This is a genomic window from Agromyces solani (genome assembly GCF_058349925.1).
In genome coordinates this window covers 444,157-461,602 of the sequence record NZ_JBYRER010000001.1, presented here as the reverse complement: position 1 = coordinate 461,602, position 17,446 = coordinate 444,157, and the positions used below count along the sequence as shown (strand labels likewise).

Here is a 17,446-nt window from a genome sequence, read left to right as displayed (position 1 = left end):
GGGGAGGTGCGTGTTTGGCTGAGACGCTGCAATGTCGGACGGGGGTGCGACGATGCAGTCGGGCCAACGGGTCAACAGCCCTGCCCGCGGTCGTGCGCGCACGAAACCGCCGTGACCGAGGCCAACGCCGCTCGCGATTCCTGGAGATCACATGCTCGGAAGACTCCTGTTCAGATACCTGAGGCCGTACTGGCCGCTCCTACTCGGCGTGCTGGCCTTCCAGATCGTCGCCGCCTACGCCAACTTCCAGCTGCCGACGCTCAACGCGCAGATCATCGACGACGGCGTCGCCAAGGGCGACACCGAGGTGATCTGGCAGTCGGGGGCCGTCATGCTGGGCATGTCGCTGCTGCAGATCGTCACCCAGCTCGTCGCGACGTGGTTCGCCGCGATGGCCGCGATGAAGCTCGGCCGCGACATCCGCGACGACGTGTTCGAGCGCGTGTCGGGATTCTCCGAGCGCGAGGTGTCCACCTTCGGGCCCGGCTCGCTCATCACCCGCAACACGAACGACGTGCAGCAGGTGCAGATGCTCGCGATGATGGGCTCGACGTTCCTCGTGGCGGCGCCGATCATGGCGTTCTACGGCATCTACAAGGCGCTGTCGGTCGACGTCGGCCTCAGCTGGATCATCGCGGTCGCGGTGCCCGCCCTGCTCATCGTCGCCGGCATCATCATCTGGCGCATGGTGCCGCTGTTCCGCTCGTACCAGGTCAAGCTCGACGGCGTGAACCGCATCATGCGCGAGCAGCTCACGGGCATCCGCGTCGTGCGCGCGTTCGTGCGCGAAGACATCGAGGAGGCGCGCTTCCGCGAGGCGAACACCGACATCATGATCGTCGGCCGCAAGGTCGGCTCGCTCTTCGTGCTGATGTTCCCGCTCGTCATGCTCGTGCTCAACGTCACGCTCGTCGGCGTCATCTGGTTCGGCGCGATCGAGGTCGACGAGGGCAACACCGAGATCGGCGTGCTCTTCGCGTTCATGCAGTACGTCATGCTCATCCTGATGGGCGTCATGATGGCGAGCTTCATCACGATCATGATCCCGCGCGCGGCCGTCTCGGCCGAGCGCATCGGCGCCGTGCTCGACGTCGACACGACGCTCGCGCGGCCGGCGAACCCGGTCACGACGTTCCCGACGCCGGGAACCGTCGAGTTCCGCGCCACGGGCTTCACCTACCCGGGCGCCGAGCACCCCGTGCTGAGCGGCATCACCGTCAAGGCCGAGCCGGGTGAGACGCTCGCGATCGTCGGCTCGACCGGCGCCGGCAAGACGACGCTCGTGTCGCTCCTGCCGCGCCTGTTCGACACGACCGAGGGCGCCGTGCTCGTGAACGGCGTCGACGTGCGCGAGGCCGACCTCGACCTGCTGTGGAAGAGCATCGGGCTCGTGCCGCAGCGTCCGTTCCTCTTCACCGGAACCGTCGCGTCGAACCTCCGGTTCGGTCGTGAGGACGCGACCGACGAAGAGCTGTGGCACGCGCTCGAGATCGCGCAGGGCCGCGACTTCGTCGAGGAGATGGAGGGGCAGCTCGACGCGAGGATCGCCCAGGGCGGCACGAACGTCTCGGGCGGTCAGCGCCAGCGGCTCGCGATCGCCCGCGCGATCGTGCACCGGCCCGACATCCTCGTCTTCGACGACTCGTTCTCGGCGCTCGACCTCACGACCGACGCGAGGCTCAGGCAGGCGCTCTGGCGAGAGCTGCCGAACGTGACGAAGGTCGTCGTCGCGCAGCGCGTCTCGACGATCACCGACGCCGACCGCATCGTCGTGCTCGACGACGGCGTCGCCGTGGGCGTCGGCACCCACGAGCAGCTGCTCGAGACGTGCCAGACCTACCGCGAGATCGTCGAATCCCAGCTCGGAGTGGAGGCCGCACGATGACCGACCAGACTTCCAAGACCGCCGAGCCCGAGCTGACGGAGGACGAGAAGCTCGAACTCGAGATGGCCGAGCAGGCCCGCATCAGCGCCGACGACTGGAGCGGCGGCGTCGCACCCGGCAAGGCCGCGAACTTCCGCAAGTCGTTCGGTCGGCTCCTCGGCCTGCTGAAGCCGCACGCGTTCGGGTTCACGGCCGCATCCGTGCTCGGCGCCATCGGCGTCGTCATGACCGTGTGGGCGCCGAAGGTGCTCGCCGAGGCGACGAACCTCATCTTCGAGGGGTTCATCTCCGCGCAGATGCCCGAGGGTGTCACGAAGCAGCAGGTCGTCGACCAGCTGAACGCCGCCGGCCAGACCGACCAGGCCAACATGGTCCAGGCGATGAACCTGGTGCCGGGCGAGGGCATCGACTTCGTCGCCCTCAGCCAGGTCGTCATCCTCGTGCTGTTCCTCTACATCGCGTCGTCGATCCTCATGTGGATCCAGGGCTACGTCGTGAACGTCATCATGGTGCGCGCGATGTGGAAGCTGCGCGAGGACGTCGAGGCGAAGATCAACCGGCTGCCGCTCAGCTACTTCGACAAGGTGCAGCGCGGCGAGCTGATCTCGCGGGTCACGAACGACATCGACAACATCACGCAGACGATGCAGCAGTCGCTCTCGAGCGCGCTCACCAACGTGCTCACCGTCATCGGCGTGCTCGTCATGATGTTCTCGATCTCGTGGCAGCTCTCGCTCGTCGCGCTCGTCTCGCTGCCGCTCATGGGCGTGATCTTCGGCATCATCGGGCCGAAGTCGCAGAAGGCGTTCGGCACGCAGTGGCGCAAGGTCGGCCGGCTCAACGCCCGGGTGGAGGAGTCGTTCTCGGGTCACGCGCTCGTCAAGGTGTACGGCCGCGAGGCCTCGAGCCGCGAGGCGTTCAAGGCCGAGAACCAGGAGCTGTACGAGGCATCCTTCAAGGCCCAGTTCCTCTCGAACATCATGATGCCCGCGATGACCTTCGTCGGGAACCTGCAGTACGTCGGCATCGCCGTGCTCGGCGGCATCATGGTCGCGAGCGGCTCGCTCCGCCTCGGCGACGTGCAGGCGTTCATCCAGTACTCGCAGCAGTTCTCGCAGCCGCTGTCGCAGCTCGGCGGCATGGCCGCCGTGGTGCAGTCGGGCACGGCCTCGGCCGAGCGCGTCTTCGAACTGCTCGACGCCGACGAGCAGGAGCCCGACGCGGCGAACGCCCCGGCGCCGGTCGACGGCGACGGCACGATCGTGTTCGAGCACGCCGCGTTCTCGTACCACCCCGACCGCCCGCTCATCAAGGACCTGTCGTTCCGCGTCGAGCCGGGGCAGACGGTCGCGATCGTGGGCCCGACGGGCGCAGGCAAGACGACCCTCGTGAACCTCATCATGCGGTTCTACGAGCTCAACTCGGGGCGCATCCTGCTCAACGGGCAGGACATCGCCGAGCTCACCCGGCACGACATCCGGGCGAAGACCGGCATGGTGCTGCAGGACCCGTGGCTGTTCGCCGGATCGATCCGCGAGAACATCCGCTACGGTCGCGCCGACGCCACCGACGACGAGATCGTCGCCGCGGCGAAGGCGACGTACGTCGACCGGTTCGTGCACTCGCTGCCCGACGGGTACGACACCGTGCTCGACGAGGACGCGTCGAACGTGTCGGCCGGCGAGAAGCAGCTCATCACGATCGCTCGTGCATTCGTGGCGCAGCCGAGCGTGCTCATCCTCGACGAGGCGACGAGCTCGGTCGACACCCGCACCGAGCTGCTGCTGCAGCACGCCATGGCGGCGCTGCGCGAGGGTCGCACGTCGTTCGTGATCGCGCACCGCCTCTCGACGATCCGCGACGCCGACCTCATCCTCGTGATGGAGCACGGCGACATCGTGGAGCAGGGCGACCACGACCAGCTCATCGCCGCGAAGGGTGCGTACTACCGCCTCTACAACTCGCAGTTCGAGCAGGCCGCGACCGACCTCGACGCCGAGCAGGCTCTGGGTGACGGCACGATCGTGACCTCGTCCGACGTCCAGCCCGAGTCGGCGCTGCTGAGGGGCATGGAGGAGGAGATCATCGAGGCGAGCGAGTAGTCGCTCGCGTCGATCGCATCGCGTGGGAGCGGGCGCCCTTCGGGGCGTCCGCTCCTTCGTCTCCGGCGCCGGCACCCGAGACGGCGCGAGTCGAAGCGATTCGATGCCGGCGCCGACTCGGGAGAGAATGGATCGGTGACGATCCTCCCCCAGCCCGTGCGCCCCTGGCGGCTGTGGCTGGTCTGGGGGGTCGGGGTCGCGGCCTACATCGTCTCGGTGACGAACCGCACCTCGCTGGGCGCGGTCGGCGCCGACGCGGCCGTCAGGTTCGACGCGGATGCCTCGACGCTGTCGATGTTCGCGGTGATCCAGCTCTTCGTCTACGGCGGCATGCAGATCCCCGTCGGGCTCCTGCTCGACCGGTTCGGCGCCCGCCCGATCGTCACCGCCGGCATGGTGCTCATGGCGATCGGCCAGCTCGTGATGGCGCTGTCGACCGACGTCGGCACGGCGATCTTCGCCCGCGTGCTGCTCGGCGCCGGCGACGCGGCCGTCTTCCCGAGCGTGCTGCGCGTCGTCGCGACCTGGTTCCCGCAGCAGCGGGCGCCGTTCGTCGTGCAGATGACGGGCATCGTCGGGCAGACGGGGCAGCTGCTCGCGCTCCTGCCGATGGCGGCGCTGCTGCACGCGACGAGCTGGACGGTCGCCTTCGGCAGCCTCGCGGGCCTCGGCGCCCTGTTCGCGGTGCTCACGTTCGCGGTCATCCGCAACCACCCGCCGTCGAGCGATGCGGACGTCTCGGTCAACACCGAGACCGGCGCGATCGCCGTCGTCCGGTCGTCGGCAGACCTGCGACAGGGCTTCCGCGAATCGTGGGGGCACCCGGGCACGCGGCTCGCCTTCTGGTCGCACTTCACGACCCCGTTCGCCGGCACCGCGTTCGTCATGCTCTGGGGATTCCCGTTCCTCACCGCGGGCGAGGGCCTCTCGCCGGCCACCGCGTCGCTCGTCGTGAGCGCATTCGTCGTGTTCGGCATGCTCGTCGGCCCGGTGATGGGCGCGCTCTCGGCGAGGCATCCCCTGCGGCGCTCACGCATGCTCGTGCTGCCGACCATCGCGATCCAGGCGGTGGCGTGGCTCATCGTGATCGTGTGGCCGGGGCAGGCGCCGCTCTGGCTGCTGTTCCTGCTCGCGCTCGCGCTCGCGACGGGCGGACCTGCGTCGATGATCGCGTTCGACCACGCCCGCACGCACAACCCGAGCCACCGGCTCAGCACCGCGACCGGCATCGTCAACGGCGGCGGCTTCATCGCCGGCCTCATCGCGATCTTCCTCATCGGCCTCGCCATGGACCTGCAGGGCGCGGGCACGCCCGAGACCTACACGCTCGAGGCGTTCCGGATCGCGTTCCTCACCCAGATGCCGCTCTGGATCCTCGGGTCGGTGTTCATCGTCGTCGAGCGGCGACGCACGCGGGTTCGCATGGGGCTCGACGAGCCGCGGTCGCGGCCGCGGCGGCGGGATCTCGATGCCGACCGCGATCCCGACTGACGTCGCCGAATTCGCGCGAGCAATCCTCAGAATCGGGTTGACAGCCGAGAGCGAGGCGCGGGAGGCTATCGCGTAGGGTCCGCAGCGAGCGCCTGAGGCGTGACGACCTGTCCAACGCACATCGATGTCGTCATGATCCCCCTCGGCCGAAGACGGACCGAAGGAGTCCGCTCATGGCTGGAAATCGCTCCATTCGAAACCGCGTCGTCTTCGTGGCCGCCGCCCTCGCGCTGACGTTCACGATGCTGAGTCCCGTCGGTGCAAGCGCCGCCGAGGACGACGGCGCGCTCGACATGTACACGGCGGTGGTGACAGGTGCCGAAGCCGCCGAGGTCGCGGCCGCCGGATTCGACGTCGCCAACCGCGAGGTCACCGAGTCGGGCCTGCGCATCGACCTGGTGCTCACCGCCGACGAGGCGAAGGGCCTCAAGGCGCGGGGCATCGACGTCGCGGTCAGGAAGAACAAGGACGGCAAGTCCGCCCGGCAGCTCGCCGAGGAGCAGGCCGCCTCGGGCTACACCGTGTTCCGATCCTGGGACGAGCCCGGAGGCATCCGCGACGAGCTGTACGAGCTGGCCAAGCGGTACCCGCAGGTGGTGAAGCTCGAGGTGCTCGGGCACACGCACCAGGGCCGCGAGCTCATCGCGATGAAGGTCACCCAGGCCGCGAAGGCGACGCCCGACGGAGCCAGGCCGGCGGTGCTCCACAGCTCCACCCAGCACGCGCGCGAGTGGATCTCCACCGAGGTCAACCGCCGCCTGCTGCACTACTACATCGACGGCTGGAAGAACAACGACAAGGAGATCAAGGACCTGCTCAAGCAGAACGAGCTCTGGTTCCTCGTCGTGGCCAACCCCGACGGCTACCAGTACACGTTCGACCACGAGCGGCTGTGGCGGAAGAACCTGCGGGACAACGACGGCGACGGCCAGATCACGCGCGCCGACGGCGTCGACCCCAACCGCAACTACCCCGAGCACTTCGGCTACGACGAGGAGGGGTCGTCGTCGCAGATCTCGAGCGACACGTACCGCGGCCCGTCGGCCGGGTCGGAGCCCGAGACGCAGGCGATGATGTCGTTGTTCGACCGGGCCGACTTCTCGTTCCAGATCAACTACCACTCGTACGGGCAGTGGCTGCTGTACGCGGAGGGCTGGCAGACCGGAACGCCGACCGCCGACGACCCGATCTACTACGCGCTCTCGGGCAACCGCGACGATCCGGCGATCCCCGACTTCGAGCCGGGCCTGTCGTCGGATGTGCTCTACGTGACGAACGGCGAGACGACGGACTTCGCCCACTCGCAGCGCGGCACGCTCGCCTGGACGCCGGAACTCGGCGAGGGCCTTCCGGCCGGTGGCGGGTTCGTGTTCCCCGACGACGAGGCGCAGGTGCAGGCCGAGTTCGAGCGCGCGCTGCCGTTCGCGCTCGACGTCGCGAAGTCCGCGGCCGACCCCGACGACCCGGTGTCGCACCTCGGCATCGAGACGAAGCCCTTCTACCTGGAGAGCGACGACACCTACAAGGCGGGCCTGCCGCTCGCGGACTTCACGTTCGACTACTCGTACGGCGACCCGCAGGAGGTCCGAGTCATCGCCAAGCGCGACCTCGGCGACGTCACCCTCAAGTACGCGATCGGCGATGACGACCCGGTCAGCGTGCCGACCGAGGAGTGGACGGGCGGCGACCGCTACGGCGGAAAGACCGGTGCGCACTATCGGATCGTGAGCGGGTTCGTCACCGGCACGGATCCGGGCGACGAGGTCGAGGTCTGGTTCGAGGGCGGTGGCGAGACGAGCGATTCGTTCACCTACACGGCCGTCGAGGAGTCCGACGACGACGTGCTGATCCTCGCCGCCGAGGACTACACGGGCGCATCGCCCGTGCAGGGCGTCACCGAGCCGAAGTACCTCGACGCCTACGAGGCGGCCCTCGAGGCGAACGGCACCGGCTTCGACGTCTACGACGTCGACGCGCGAGGCCGCATCGCCCCCGACAGCCTCGGCGTGCTCTCGCACTACGACGCCGTCATCTGGTACACGGGCGACGACGTCGTCACGAGAGAACCCGGCTGGGGCCCCGGCACTGCCTCGCGGCTCGCGCTGGACAACACGCTCGAGGTCCGCGACTTCCTCAACGAGGGCGGCCAGGTGCTCTACACCGGCAAGTACGCGGGAAGCCAGTACACGGGCGGCTTCGGCCAGTTCTACGACCCGACCGAGGCGAACGCCCAGTGCTCCGACCCGGCCGTCTCGGAACGTTGCCGTCCGCTCGGCGGATCGGGTGACGGCATGGACGACACGCTGCAGTACTGGCTCGGCGCGTACCTCGTCATCGACGACGCCGGCACGACGGAGGACGGCGACCTGCTCGACGTGCTCGGCGTGGACACCCCGCTGACCGACCTCGACTGGGGCTTCAACGGGCCCGACAGCGCGCAGAACCAGGACCACAGCAACTCGTTCATCACGACGAGCGGCATCCTCGATCCGCAGCAGTACCCGCAGTTCGAGAGCTGGGTCGCGGGGCGCTGGGACCGCACGGGCGGACCGTTCGAGCCGCGCACCGGCGAGGCGTATGCGTACTCGCAGATCGCCGACGTGTCGTACAAGCGACTGACGCGCACGATCAACGTGCCGGCCGGTGGCGCCGAACTGTCGTTCTGGACGTCGTACGACACCGAGGAGAGCTGGGACCACGTCGTGGTCGAGGCGCACACCCCCGGTCAGGATGACTGGACCACGCTGCCCGACCTCAACGGGGGCACGACGGACAGCACGGGCGACAGCTGTCCGGCCGGCTGGCGCGAGCTGCACCCGCATCTCGACCACTACCAGACGTACGACGCGGAGGCGGTGAGCTGCGAGCCGACCGGCACGTCGGGCGAATGGCAGGCCACCTCCGGCAGCTCCGGCGGATGGACGGAGTGGACGGTCGACCTCGGCGCCTACGCCGGCGGCGAGGTCGAGGTGTCGATCGCGTACATCAGCGACTGGGCCACCCAGGGGCTGGGCGTATTCCTCGACGACATCGAGGTGACGACCGGCGAAGGGACGACGTCGTTCGAGAACGGCGACACCGGCGGCTGGGAGGTCACCGGCGCCCCCGAGGGCAGCGCACCGAACCCGAACGACTTCATCGTGACGACGGCCGCCGGGTTCCCCGAGGCCGCCGTCGTGGCCACCCCGGGTTCGCTCATGACCGGTTTCGGCTTCGAGGGCATCGACGATGCCGGCACCCGAGCCGACTGGATGGGCAGGGCCCTGGAGCACCTGCTCGACTGACGCCGGTCCACCGGTCGAGTAGCGAAGCGTATCGAGACCCCGCGAGGGGTCTCGATACGCTCGCTGCGCTCGCTACTCGACCGGCCGGAAGGGGCCTCGATACGCCGCTGCGCCCCTACTCGACCGGCCGGGCTGTCAGGCGCCGTAGCGGTAGAACCCCTCGCCGGTGGCGACGCCGAGCTTGCCCTGGTCGATGTAGCGCTCCTTGATGAGGGCGGCGAACTCCTGCTGCTTCGGCCCGCCCATGATCGAGATGTTGTACGCGGTCGTGAGGCCGACGATGTCGTAGATCTGGAACGGCCCCATCGGCGCACCGGTGCCGATGCGCCAGGTCGCGTCGATCGCCTCGGGCTCGGCGACGCCGTCGACGAGCAGCTGGCCGGCCGCCGAGAGGAACGGCACGAGCAGCGAGTTCAGCACGTAGCCCGGCTGCTCCTTCTTGATCTCGATCGGCACCATGCCGATGACCTCGGCGAACTCGACGACGGTGCGGTAGACGGCCGGGTCGGTCGCGGGCGTGCCCATGATCTCGGCGGTGTTGTGCGCCCAGATGCGGTTCGCGAAGTGCAGGGCGAGGAACCGGTCGGGCCGGCCCGTCGCGTCGGCGATCGCGCTCGGCAGGAGCGTCGACGAGTTCGTCGCGAAGATCGTGCGCTCGGGAGCGACCGCCGCGAGCCGCTCGTAGGTGGAGCGCTTGATCTCTATGCTCTCGGGCACGGCCTCGATGACGAGGTCGGCGTTCGCGACGGCCTCGCCGAGGTCTGCCGAGTAGGCGATGCGCGCGAGCGCGGCCTGCGCCCCGCCGTCGGCGGCGCCCGCGACGCCCTCGGCGACGTAGGTCGCGGCGAGCTTCTCGAAGCGCTGCTTCGCGGCGGCGAGTGCGGCGTCGTCGAGGTCGTACGCGACGACCTCGAGCCCGCTGAACGCGGTCTGGTACGCGATCTGGGAGCCGAGCACTCCGGTGCCGAGCACGGTCACGTGCTGCACTGCGGTCATGGTGTTCCTTCTTCCTGTTCTGCCCTCGTGGGGCGTGGTCGGTGCCCTCGTGGGGTTCGCGCGCCTCAGCCGGCGCGTTCGTCTCGTGGATGCCTCGGCCGGTCGCCGTCGGCCGCGGCATCGTTGAATCGGGTGAGGTCGGACGCGAAGCGTTCGACCTCGTCGTCGTTCCAGTCGCCGAGGTGGCGGTCGACGACGCGCTGCAGGAGGGCGATCGCCTCGCGGTACGCGGCCCAGCCGGTGTCGGTGAGCTCGAGCGGGCGGCCCCGGCCCGAGGCATCCGCGATCTCACGGACGACGCCGAGGCGGGTGAGGCCCGCGAGCTGGCGCGACACGGTCGAGCGATTGAGGCGGAACGCCTCGGCGATGTCGACCGAACGGCATTCCGGGTGGTCGACGATGTAGCCGAGGATCGACTGGTCGGTCATGCTCAGGCTGAGCGGCGCGGTGCGGGCGTCGGCGACGCCGCGGCGGCTGATGACGATGAGCTCGCGCAGGATCGCTGCGGCGTGCTCGTCGCGAGAGGTGCGCTTCGCCATTCCCGACTCCTTCTGTTGTCAACTGCAACGCTACGCGCGTGCGTTGCATTCCGCAACAGAAGTCGGGCGGGTCCGCGCCGGGTCAGAAGAGTCGTGCCTGCGCGACGACCGGGGCGCCTTCGAGCTCGAGCAGGAACCGCTTGCGCTCGAGGCCGCCGGCATAGCCCGTGAGCGATCCGTCGGCACCGACGACGCGGTGGCACGGCACGACGATGCTGAGCGGATTGCGGCCGACCGCGTTGCCGACACGGCGGGCGAGGTTGCGATCGCCGAGGCGGTCGGCGAGCTCGCCGTAGGTCACCGTCGTGCCGAGCGGGATCTCGCGCAGCATGCCCCACACCTCGTGCTGGAAGTCGTCGCCGTCGGGCGCGGTGGGCAGGTCGAAGGCGGTGCGCTCCCCGGCGAGGTATTCGTCGAGCTCCACGCCGAGCCTCGTGATGAGCACGTCGTCGCGAGCGGGCACCTCGACGCCGATCGTGCCGGCGGCCGGCGGATGCCAGTGCCGCGGGAAGTAGATGCCCACGAGCGCGTCGCCGTCGGCGACGACGAGGAGGTCGCCGAGCGGCGTCGTCAGCGTGGCGTGGCGTCGGGTCATGTCTCCATCTTCACCCCGCGCCGGGGCGTCGGGTCGCGCGCGAGCAGCGGGAATCGGACGTGATGCCCGGGGACGCGCGGCCGCGGCGGGCACGGGGACGTCTGCGTGACGGCGCGACGGGGATGACCGCGTGACGGTGGTCGGCCGTACGCTGGCGTCATGCGTGACCCTGGCCCCACCGACGGCATCCGCGTCGTGTTCTCGGCGGAGATCTACGAGTGGGCCTCGCGCCGGAACTGGTTCTTCGTCGATGTGCCGCCGGAGCCGAGCGCCGACATCTCCGACCGGCCGCGCATGCCCCGCGGTTTCAACTCGGCCCGCGTCACGGCGACGGTCGGCGGTACGACGTGGAAGACGTCGATCTTCCCCTCGGGCGACACCTACGCGCTGCCGTTGAAGCGGGCGGTGCTCGACGCCGAGCAGATCGGCGAGGGCGACGTGATCGAGGTGCGCCTGACCGTGCACGACGGCTGAGTCGAGGCGCGGTCAGTCGGCTCCGCGGACGGCGCGGGCGTTGACCTCGTCGCGCCAGGCGACCAGTTCGCGGATCGGGCCGAGATCCCACCCGGTCTCGGCTTCGAGGCCGACCGTGAACAGGCGCGTTCCGACCGCGTACAGCGCTTCGGCGTGCCCCGGGTAGTCGTCGAGGTCCTCGGCGTAGCGGCCGGGCTTCGGCGAGACGCCGGCGCTCCGCTCGATCTCGGCGGGGTCGCGACCGATGCGGCGGCACCACTCGTCGAGCACCGCGTGCTTGTGCGCGATCGTGTCGGCGTCGCCGAAGCCGTGCCAGATGTCGGCGTGCTCCGCGACGATGCGCAGCGTCACCCGTTCGCCGGCCCCGCCGACGAGCACCGGGATGTCTCGCGTCGGCGGCGGGTTGAGCTTCGCCCACCGCTCGCGGATGAGCGGCAGGTCGGCGCGCAACGTGCGCAGCCGGTCGGGCGCGGTGCCGAACTCGTACCCGTACTCCTCGTAGTCGCGCTCGAACCAGCCCGCACCGATCCCGAGGACCAGCCGGCCGTGGCCGCCATCGCGCGCGCTGATGTGATCGACCGTTCGCGCCATGTCGGCGAGCAGCTGCGGGTTGCGGTAGCCGGTGGATGACACGAGCACGCCGAGCTCGACCCGCTCGGTGACCTCGGCGAACGCCGCGAGCAGCGTCCACGCCTCGAGGTGCGCACCGTCCGGGTCGCCGCTGAGCGGGAAGAAGTGGTCCCAGCCGAACACGACGTCGGCCCCCGCCTCCTCGGCGGCCACGACGGCGGCCCGGAGTTCCGCATAGCTCGCGTGCTGCGGTTTCACCTGCACGGCGATGCGGGCTCGACGATCGGGGCGGGGCACGTGCGGCGTGACGGGCACGTCGAGCGTGCCCGTCGGCGCGATGCCGACTTCGGTTCCGGTCATGCTCGCGAGCCTACGCCGGGCGGCCGCGATGGCGGGCCGCCGACGATTGCCACGGCACGCTCCTGCGTGCTACCGTCCCGGTGATCGTGTCCGAGGCAGGAGGTGAGACCCATGAACGCAGTATCAGTGGGCGCTCCCCTGCAGTCCACGATCCGCGACTGAGGTAGTCGCCGCCGGGAGCGCCGAACGGCAATTCGCGAAAGGCGACTCCCATGAACAGCACCGCTTCTTCACCCCTGCACGATCCGTCGACGCCGGCCTCGAGCCACCCGATGCCGGTGGACGCCACGAACCGCATCCCCGTCCGAGGCGACCGAGCCCTCGTGCTCGGCGGCGGCGGGTCGACCGGCAACGCCTGGCTGATCGGCGTCATCGCCGGGCTCTTCGACGCCGGGCTCGACGTCACGACCGCCGACCTCACCATCGGCACCTCGGCCGGGTCGACGGCCGCCGCGCAGATCGCGGGCGCCACCCCGCCCGAGCTCTACGACGCGATCGTGACCGCGGCACCCCCGCATCGCCCCTCGCCCGGCACGCCCGCCGGCGGACCCGGCGCACCCGGCCGACCCGGCGGCCCTCGGCCGACCGGTACCGCGATCGACCACCTCGAACGAACGGCCCGGGTCATCGCCGTCTCCGAGGACGCCGCCGACATGCGCGCCCGCATGGCCGCATCGGCACTCGGCCTCGAGGCATCGTCGGACGACGCCCAGCAGGCGCAGTGGCGGTCGACCGTCGCCAATCGGCTGCCGAGCCGGGAATGGCCTCGTCGCAGCGTGCTCATCACGGCGCTCGACGCCGAGACGGGCGAATCGGTGGTCTTCGACCGCGACAGCGGCGTCGACCTGATCGACGCCGTCGCCGCAAGTTGTGCGGGCGGCTTCGCCTACCGGATCGGCGGCCACCCATACATCGACGGCGGCTACCGCACCAATGCCGAGAACGCCGACCTGGCCGCCGGATACGAGCGCGTGCTCGTGCTCTCGCCGTTCGGCGGCAGGACCCGGCTGCCGCGCGAGTGGGGCCTCGACCTCGCGACGCAGGTCGAGGCGCTGCGCGCCGGCGGCAGCCGCGTCGAGACGGTCGCGCCCGGCGGTGACGCCGCGCAACTGATCGGCGGCAACGCCATGAACCTCGCGCTGCGCCCGGCGGCGGCCCGGGCCGGTTACGAGCAGGGTCTCGCGCTCTCGGAGCCGCTGGCCGAGTTCTGGCGCTGACGTGAACGCGGCCGACCCTCGCGCCCGTCGAGGGTCGGCCGCGACGACGCCTCGATGCGACCGACCCGGTCATGAGCCCGTCACCCGACGCCCGCTACTCGACCACCGACGGGCGTCGGACACGGATGCGATCGACGACGCGCTCGACGACGGTGCCCGCCGGATGCAGCCCGGCGAGCGCCACCAGGCTCCACGCCTCGCCGACCGCGTCGAACGGGCAGGTGCAGCCGAGGCTGCGCTTCACCAGGTGGGTCGCCTCGAGGCAGTCGACGTACTGCTCCATCGTCAGCCCCGGCACTTCGCGCACGAGCGCGGTCGTCGAGACCTCGTCGCTCGTCATGCCCGTGAACGTGATGCCGCACGGGCACCCGTCGTACGGCCTTCGGCGACTCGCGTCGCACGTCTCGATCATGAAGACGAACTCGCCTTCGACGCAATCCATCACGTCAGTCGTTCGAGCACCCTGTGTGAGCCCCGTCGCGACCAGTACTTTCATCGCCCATCGTTCCGACCCGGCACGAGTTCAGTGGATAAGGTGCTCCACACGTTAGGCCCGGCCACTGACATCTCGCCGCGCCGGGAGCGGATCGGGGAGTGCGGGCCGGTCAGGGGTGCACGGTGGTCTCGATACGGCGCTGCGCGCCTACTCGACCGACCGACCGCGCTGCGCGCCTACTCGACCGACCGACCGCGCTTCGCGCCTAGGCGTCCGACGCGGGGCGCCGCAGGCGCAGCGTCACGACCTGGAAGGGGCGCAGGTCGAACTCCCACACGCGCGGACCCGCGTCGGCGAGCGCGACTCCGACCCCGGTTCCGCCAGTGCCCGACACGGGGCGCTCGAGCAGGTCGGTCGACTCGGCGACGGCGGCGAAGGATGCCTCGAGCCGCGCCCGCGCGCGGGCCCCGTAGGGCTCGTACGCGCGCACGACGACGTCGCCCGAGCCGTCCTCGGCGAGCTTGACCGCCTCGACCACGGCACCCGTCACCGTCACGAGCGGCTCGATCGCCGAGGCATCCACACCGCTGAAGCTGCGCAGCGGGAGGTTGAGCCGGTAGCCCTCGGCGATCGCCTCGGGGATGCCCGCGCCGGGCGCGATGGAGACGCGCAGGCGGTGGGCACCCTGGTCGGCCTCGGGGTCGGGGAAGCGCGGAGCGCGCAGCAGCGAGAGCCGCACCGTCGTGACGGTCGCGCCCGGGCGCGAGCAGTCCGACGCCCGTTGCGTGTCGTGCCCGTACGTCGCGTCGTTCGCGATCGCGACGCCGTAGCCGGGCTCGCCGACGTGCACCCAGCGGTGGGCGACGGTCTCGAAGCGCGCCGCGTCCCACGAGGTGTTCGCGTGCGTCGGCCGGTGGATGTGGCCGAACTGGATCTCGCTCGTCGCGCGGTCGGCGTGCACGTCGAGCGGGAACGCGAGCTTCAGGAGCTTCTGCCGCTCGTGCCAGTCGACCTCGAACTCGACCTCGAGCGCACGGTCGTCGGCCCCGAGCGACACCGTCTCGACGAGGCTGGACGCCCCGAACCGGCGCGCGATGCGCACCATTGCCCGTTCGTCGCCGACCGAACCGATCGCCGGCGGGACCACCTCGATCGACTCCGCCTCGCGCAGCTCGACGACGTTGCGGGCGTAGTGGGCGTCGATGTCCCACGCGTCCCACTGGTTGGGGGTGTCGCGGAAGAGCTGCAGCAGCTTCGCCGAACGGCCCGGGGCGATCGCCTCGCGGCCGAGCCGCCCGTCGGGCTCGCGATGGCGGAGGGAGACGAGCAGTCCGTCGGCGTCGAGCACCGCCACGAGGTGGGCGTTGGCGAGGGTGTACCCGCCATCGCCGGTCGAGTAGGCGCGCAGCGCCGTATCGGGAGCATCGTCATTCGCTGCGGCGTGGTCTCGATACGCTCCTTCGTCGCTAGATTTCGATACGGCGCTGGCGCGCCTACTCAATCCGGCGCTCGACCGACGGGCCCCACCCAGCGCCGGCACGCCCGACACCTCGTTCGGCCCGGCGTTCAGACGAAGCATCCCCTCGCCCGACCCGGCGAGCGCGCGCACCGATCGCTCGATGATCGCCTCCAGCACCTCGGCGACCTCGGCGTACTTCCGCTCGGCCTCGCGGTGCACCCACGCGATCGACGACCCCGGAAGGATGTCGTGGAACTGCTGCAGCAGCACCGTGTGCCACGCGTCCTCGAGCGCTTCGACCGGGTAGGGCGCCGCACCGCGCACCGCGGCCGTCGCCGCCCACAGCTCGGCCTCGCGCAGCAGGTGCTCGCTGCGACGGTTGCCGCGCTTCGTGCGCGCCTGCGACGTGTACGTGCCGCGGTGGAACTCGAGGTACAGCTCGCCCGCCCACACCGGCGGGTGCGGGTACTCGGCCTCGGCGGTCTCGAAGAACCGGCGCGGCGACGACAGCGTCACCCGCGGCGAGCCCTCGAGGTCGGCCGTGCGGTGCGCCGCGGCGATCATCTCGCGGGTCGGCCCGCCGCCCCCGTCGCCCCAGCCGAACGGCACGAGCGACGTGTTCGCGGTGCCCTTCTCGGCGTACTGGCGCTCGGCGCGCGCGAGCTCCGCCCCCGACAGCTCGGAGTTGTACGTGTCGACGGGCGGGAAGTGCGTGAACACCTCGGTGCCGTCGATGCCCTGCCACCGGAACGTGTGGTGCGGGAAGCGGTTCGTCTCGTTCCACGAGATCTTCTGCGTGAGGAACCAGCGCGACCCCGCCGCGCGCACGAGCTGCGGCAGCGCCGCCGAGTACCCGAACGAGTCGGGGAGCCACACCTCGAGCGGTTCGACGCCGAACTCCTCCATGAAGAAGCGCTTGCCCGTGACGAGCTGGCGCGCGAGCGCCTCGCCGCCCGGCAGGTTCGTGTCGGACTCGACCCACATGCCGCCGACGGGCACGAACGACCCCTCGGCGATGCGCGCGCGCACCCGCTCGAACACCTGCGGGTACTGCTGCTTCAGCCACGCGTACTGCTGCGCCGACGACGCGGCGAACACGAGGTCGGGATGCTCCTCGATGAGCGCGTCGACGTTCGAGAACGTGCGCGCCACCTTGCGCACCGTCTCGCGGGTCGGCCAGAACCAGGCGCTGTCGATGTGCGCGTGCCCGACGGCGTGGATCCGGTGCGAGCTCGCCCAGGCGGGTGCCGCCAAGACCGGGGCGAGGATGCTTCGCCCGAGTGCCGCGGTGCCGGCGATGTCGTCGGGATTCATCTCGTCGATCATGCGCTCGAGCGCCCGCACGATCTGCGCGCGCCGCGTCGACGCCTCGGGCAGCTGCGCCTCGAGGCCGCGGAGCGTCCACACGTCCTGCACGAGCTCCCACACGGTCACGTCGCGGAGCGCGAGGTCGACCGCGCCGAGCACGTAGATCGGGTCGTCGCCCGCCGTCTCCCACTCGCCGCGAGGTGTCGGCGCGAACGACCAGTTCTGGCTGATGTCGGGATTCGACGCCGCCTCGAGGTACACGACGGAGTCGGAGATCAATTCCAGCGGCACCGCACGGTTCAGCGGTTCGACCGCCTTCGCGATCGTGCCGTCGGGTCGCCACACGAGCGCCTCCGCCTGGAAGCCCGGCGCGACTCCGATGAACCCGAGGTCGACCACGAGCTCCCAGCGCGTTTCGCCGCTCCGGTCGGTCGAGTAGGCGCCGCTCCGGTCGGTCGAGTAGGCGCGCAGCGCGGTATCGAGACCACCGGGCACCTCGGGCAGCGCGACCCGGAACCACGTCGTGCCCCACGCGCGCCCCCACGCGTCGCCGGGGGCGACGGGCGTGAACTGCTGCGCGACCGCCTCGGCGAACGGCACGGGTTCGCCCGGTGCCTCCCACCGCTCGAGCCGCGCCGGAACGCGCGACCGATAGATCGCCGGTTCGAGCCGCTCGCGCACGAAGCGCGCGATGCGGGTCTCGACCAGGGCGGAATCGTCGTGCATGCGG

Annotated in this window: 12 protein-coding genes; 6 read left to right on the top strand and 6 right to left on the bottom strand. The window is 70.5% G+C overall.

The genetic code is table 11. The annotated features are described in order from the left end of the window. The first annotated feature begins 151 nt into the window (after positions 1 to 151). From AC3RJ7_RS02145 to AC3RJ7_RS02130, 4 genes are all read left to right on the top strand, one after another. Positions 152 to 1,885: an ABC transporter ATP-binding protein gene (locus AC3RJ7_RS02145; RefSeq protein ID WP_491454214.1), complete on the top strand. Its 1,734-nt coding sequence runs from the start codon at positions 152 to 154 to the stop codon at positions 1,883 to 1,885. Further along, a complete protein-coding gene (locus tag AC3RJ7_RS02140; RefSeq protein WP_491454213.1) occupies positions 1,882 to 3,987 on the top strand; it encodes an ABC transporter ATP-binding protein in 2,106 nt (701 codons plus the stop codon). The genes AC3RJ7_RS02145 and AC3RJ7_RS02140 overlap by 4 nt, the downstream gene beginning before the upstream one ends. A 135-nt stretch (positions 3,988 to 4,122) precedes the next feature. Next, positions 4,123 to 5,478 (top strand): MFS transporter, encoded by a 1,356-nt coding sequence (locus tag AC3RJ7_RS02135; protein ID WP_491454212.1) that lies wholly within the window; start codon positions 4,123 to 4,125, stop codon positions 5,476 to 5,478. Positions 5,479 to 5,651: 173 nt separating this feature from the next. Continuing rightward, positions 5,652 to 8,762 (top strand): M14 family metallopeptidase, encoded by a 3,111-nt coding sequence (locus AC3RJ7_RS02130; protein ID WP_491454211.1) that lies wholly within the window; start codon positions 5,652 to 5,654, stop codon positions 8,760 to 8,762. A gap of 135 nt (positions 8,763 to 8,897) precedes the next feature. Here AC3RJ7_RS02130 and AC3RJ7_RS02125 read toward each other — a convergent pair whose 3' ends face one another. The 3 genes from AC3RJ7_RS02125 to AC3RJ7_RS02115 all read right to left on the bottom strand — a co-directional run bounded on the left by AC3RJ7_RS02125 (position 8,898) and on the right by AC3RJ7_RS02115 (position 10,892). After that, positions 8,898 to 9,758, bottom strand: a complete 861-nt coding sequence (locus AC3RJ7_RS02125; protein WP_491454210.1) for a 3-hydroxyacyl-CoA dehydrogenase — start codon at positions 9,756 to 9,758, stop codon at positions 8,898 to 8,900. 65 nt (positions 9,759 to 9,823) lie between these two features. Continuing rightward, positions 9,824 to 10,297: a MarR family winged helix-turn-helix transcriptional regulator gene (locus tag AC3RJ7_RS02120; RefSeq protein ID WP_491454209.1), complete on the bottom strand. Its 474-nt coding sequence runs from the start codon at positions 10,295 to 10,297 to the stop codon at positions 9,824 to 9,826. Positions 10,298 to 10,379: 82 nt separating this feature from the next. Then, the gene (locus AC3RJ7_RS02115; RefSeq protein ID WP_491454208.1) at positions 10,380 to 10,892 is read right to left on the bottom strand and encodes a methylated-DNA--[protein]-cysteine S-methyltransferase; all 513 of its coding nucleotides are present in this window, start codon (positions 10,890 to 10,892) and stop codon (positions 10,380 to 10,382) included. A 159-nt stretch (positions 10,893 to 11,051) separates the two neighbouring features. Here AC3RJ7_RS02115 and AC3RJ7_RS02110 point away from each other — a divergent pair, with 159 nt between their 5' ends. Next, on the top strand, positions 11,052 to 11,366 hold the full coding sequence (locus AC3RJ7_RS02110; RefSeq protein ID WP_491454207.1) for a DUF1905 domain-containing protein: 315 nt from the start codon (positions 11,052 to 11,054) through the stop codon (positions 11,364 to 11,366). A gap of 12 nt (positions 11,367 to 11,378) precedes the next feature. Here the strand turns inward: AC3RJ7_RS02110 and AC3RJ7_RS02105 are convergent, their stop codons facing one another. Further along, on the bottom strand, positions 11,379 to 12,296 hold the full coding sequence (locus AC3RJ7_RS02105; RefSeq protein ID WP_491454206.1) for an LLM class F420-dependent oxidoreductase: 918 nt from the start codon (positions 12,294 to 12,296) through the stop codon (positions 11,379 to 11,381). 212 nt (positions 12,297 to 12,508) lie between these two features. On the opposite strand from AC3RJ7_RS02105, the gene AC3RJ7_RS02100 reads away from it, so the two are divergent. Next, complete coding sequence (locus AC3RJ7_RS02100) at positions 12,509 to 13,513, top strand: patatin-like phospholipase family protein (RefSeq protein WP_491454205.1); 1,005 nt, start codon at positions 12,509 to 12,511, stop codon at positions 13,511 to 13,513. A 94-nt stretch (positions 13,514 to 13,607) separates the two neighbouring features. Here the strand turns inward: AC3RJ7_RS02100 and AC3RJ7_RS02095 are convergent, their stop codons facing one another. Together AC3RJ7_RS02095 and AC3RJ7_RS02090 are read right to left on the bottom strand one after the other, a co-directional pair. Then, positions 13,608 to 14,009, bottom strand: coding sequence for a DUF7715 family protein (locus AC3RJ7_RS02095; RefSeq protein ID WP_491454204.1), 402 nt, complete (start codon positions 14,007 to 14,009; stop codon positions 13,608 to 13,610). Positions 14,010 to 14,214: 205 nt separating this feature from the next. After that, positions 14,215 to 17,442 (bottom strand): alpha-mannosidase, encoded by a 3,228-nt coding sequence (locus tag AC3RJ7_RS02090; RefSeq protein WP_491454203.1) that lies wholly within the window; start codon positions 17,440 to 17,442, stop codon positions 14,215 to 14,217. Positions 17,443 to 17,446: the final 4 nt, after the last annotated feature.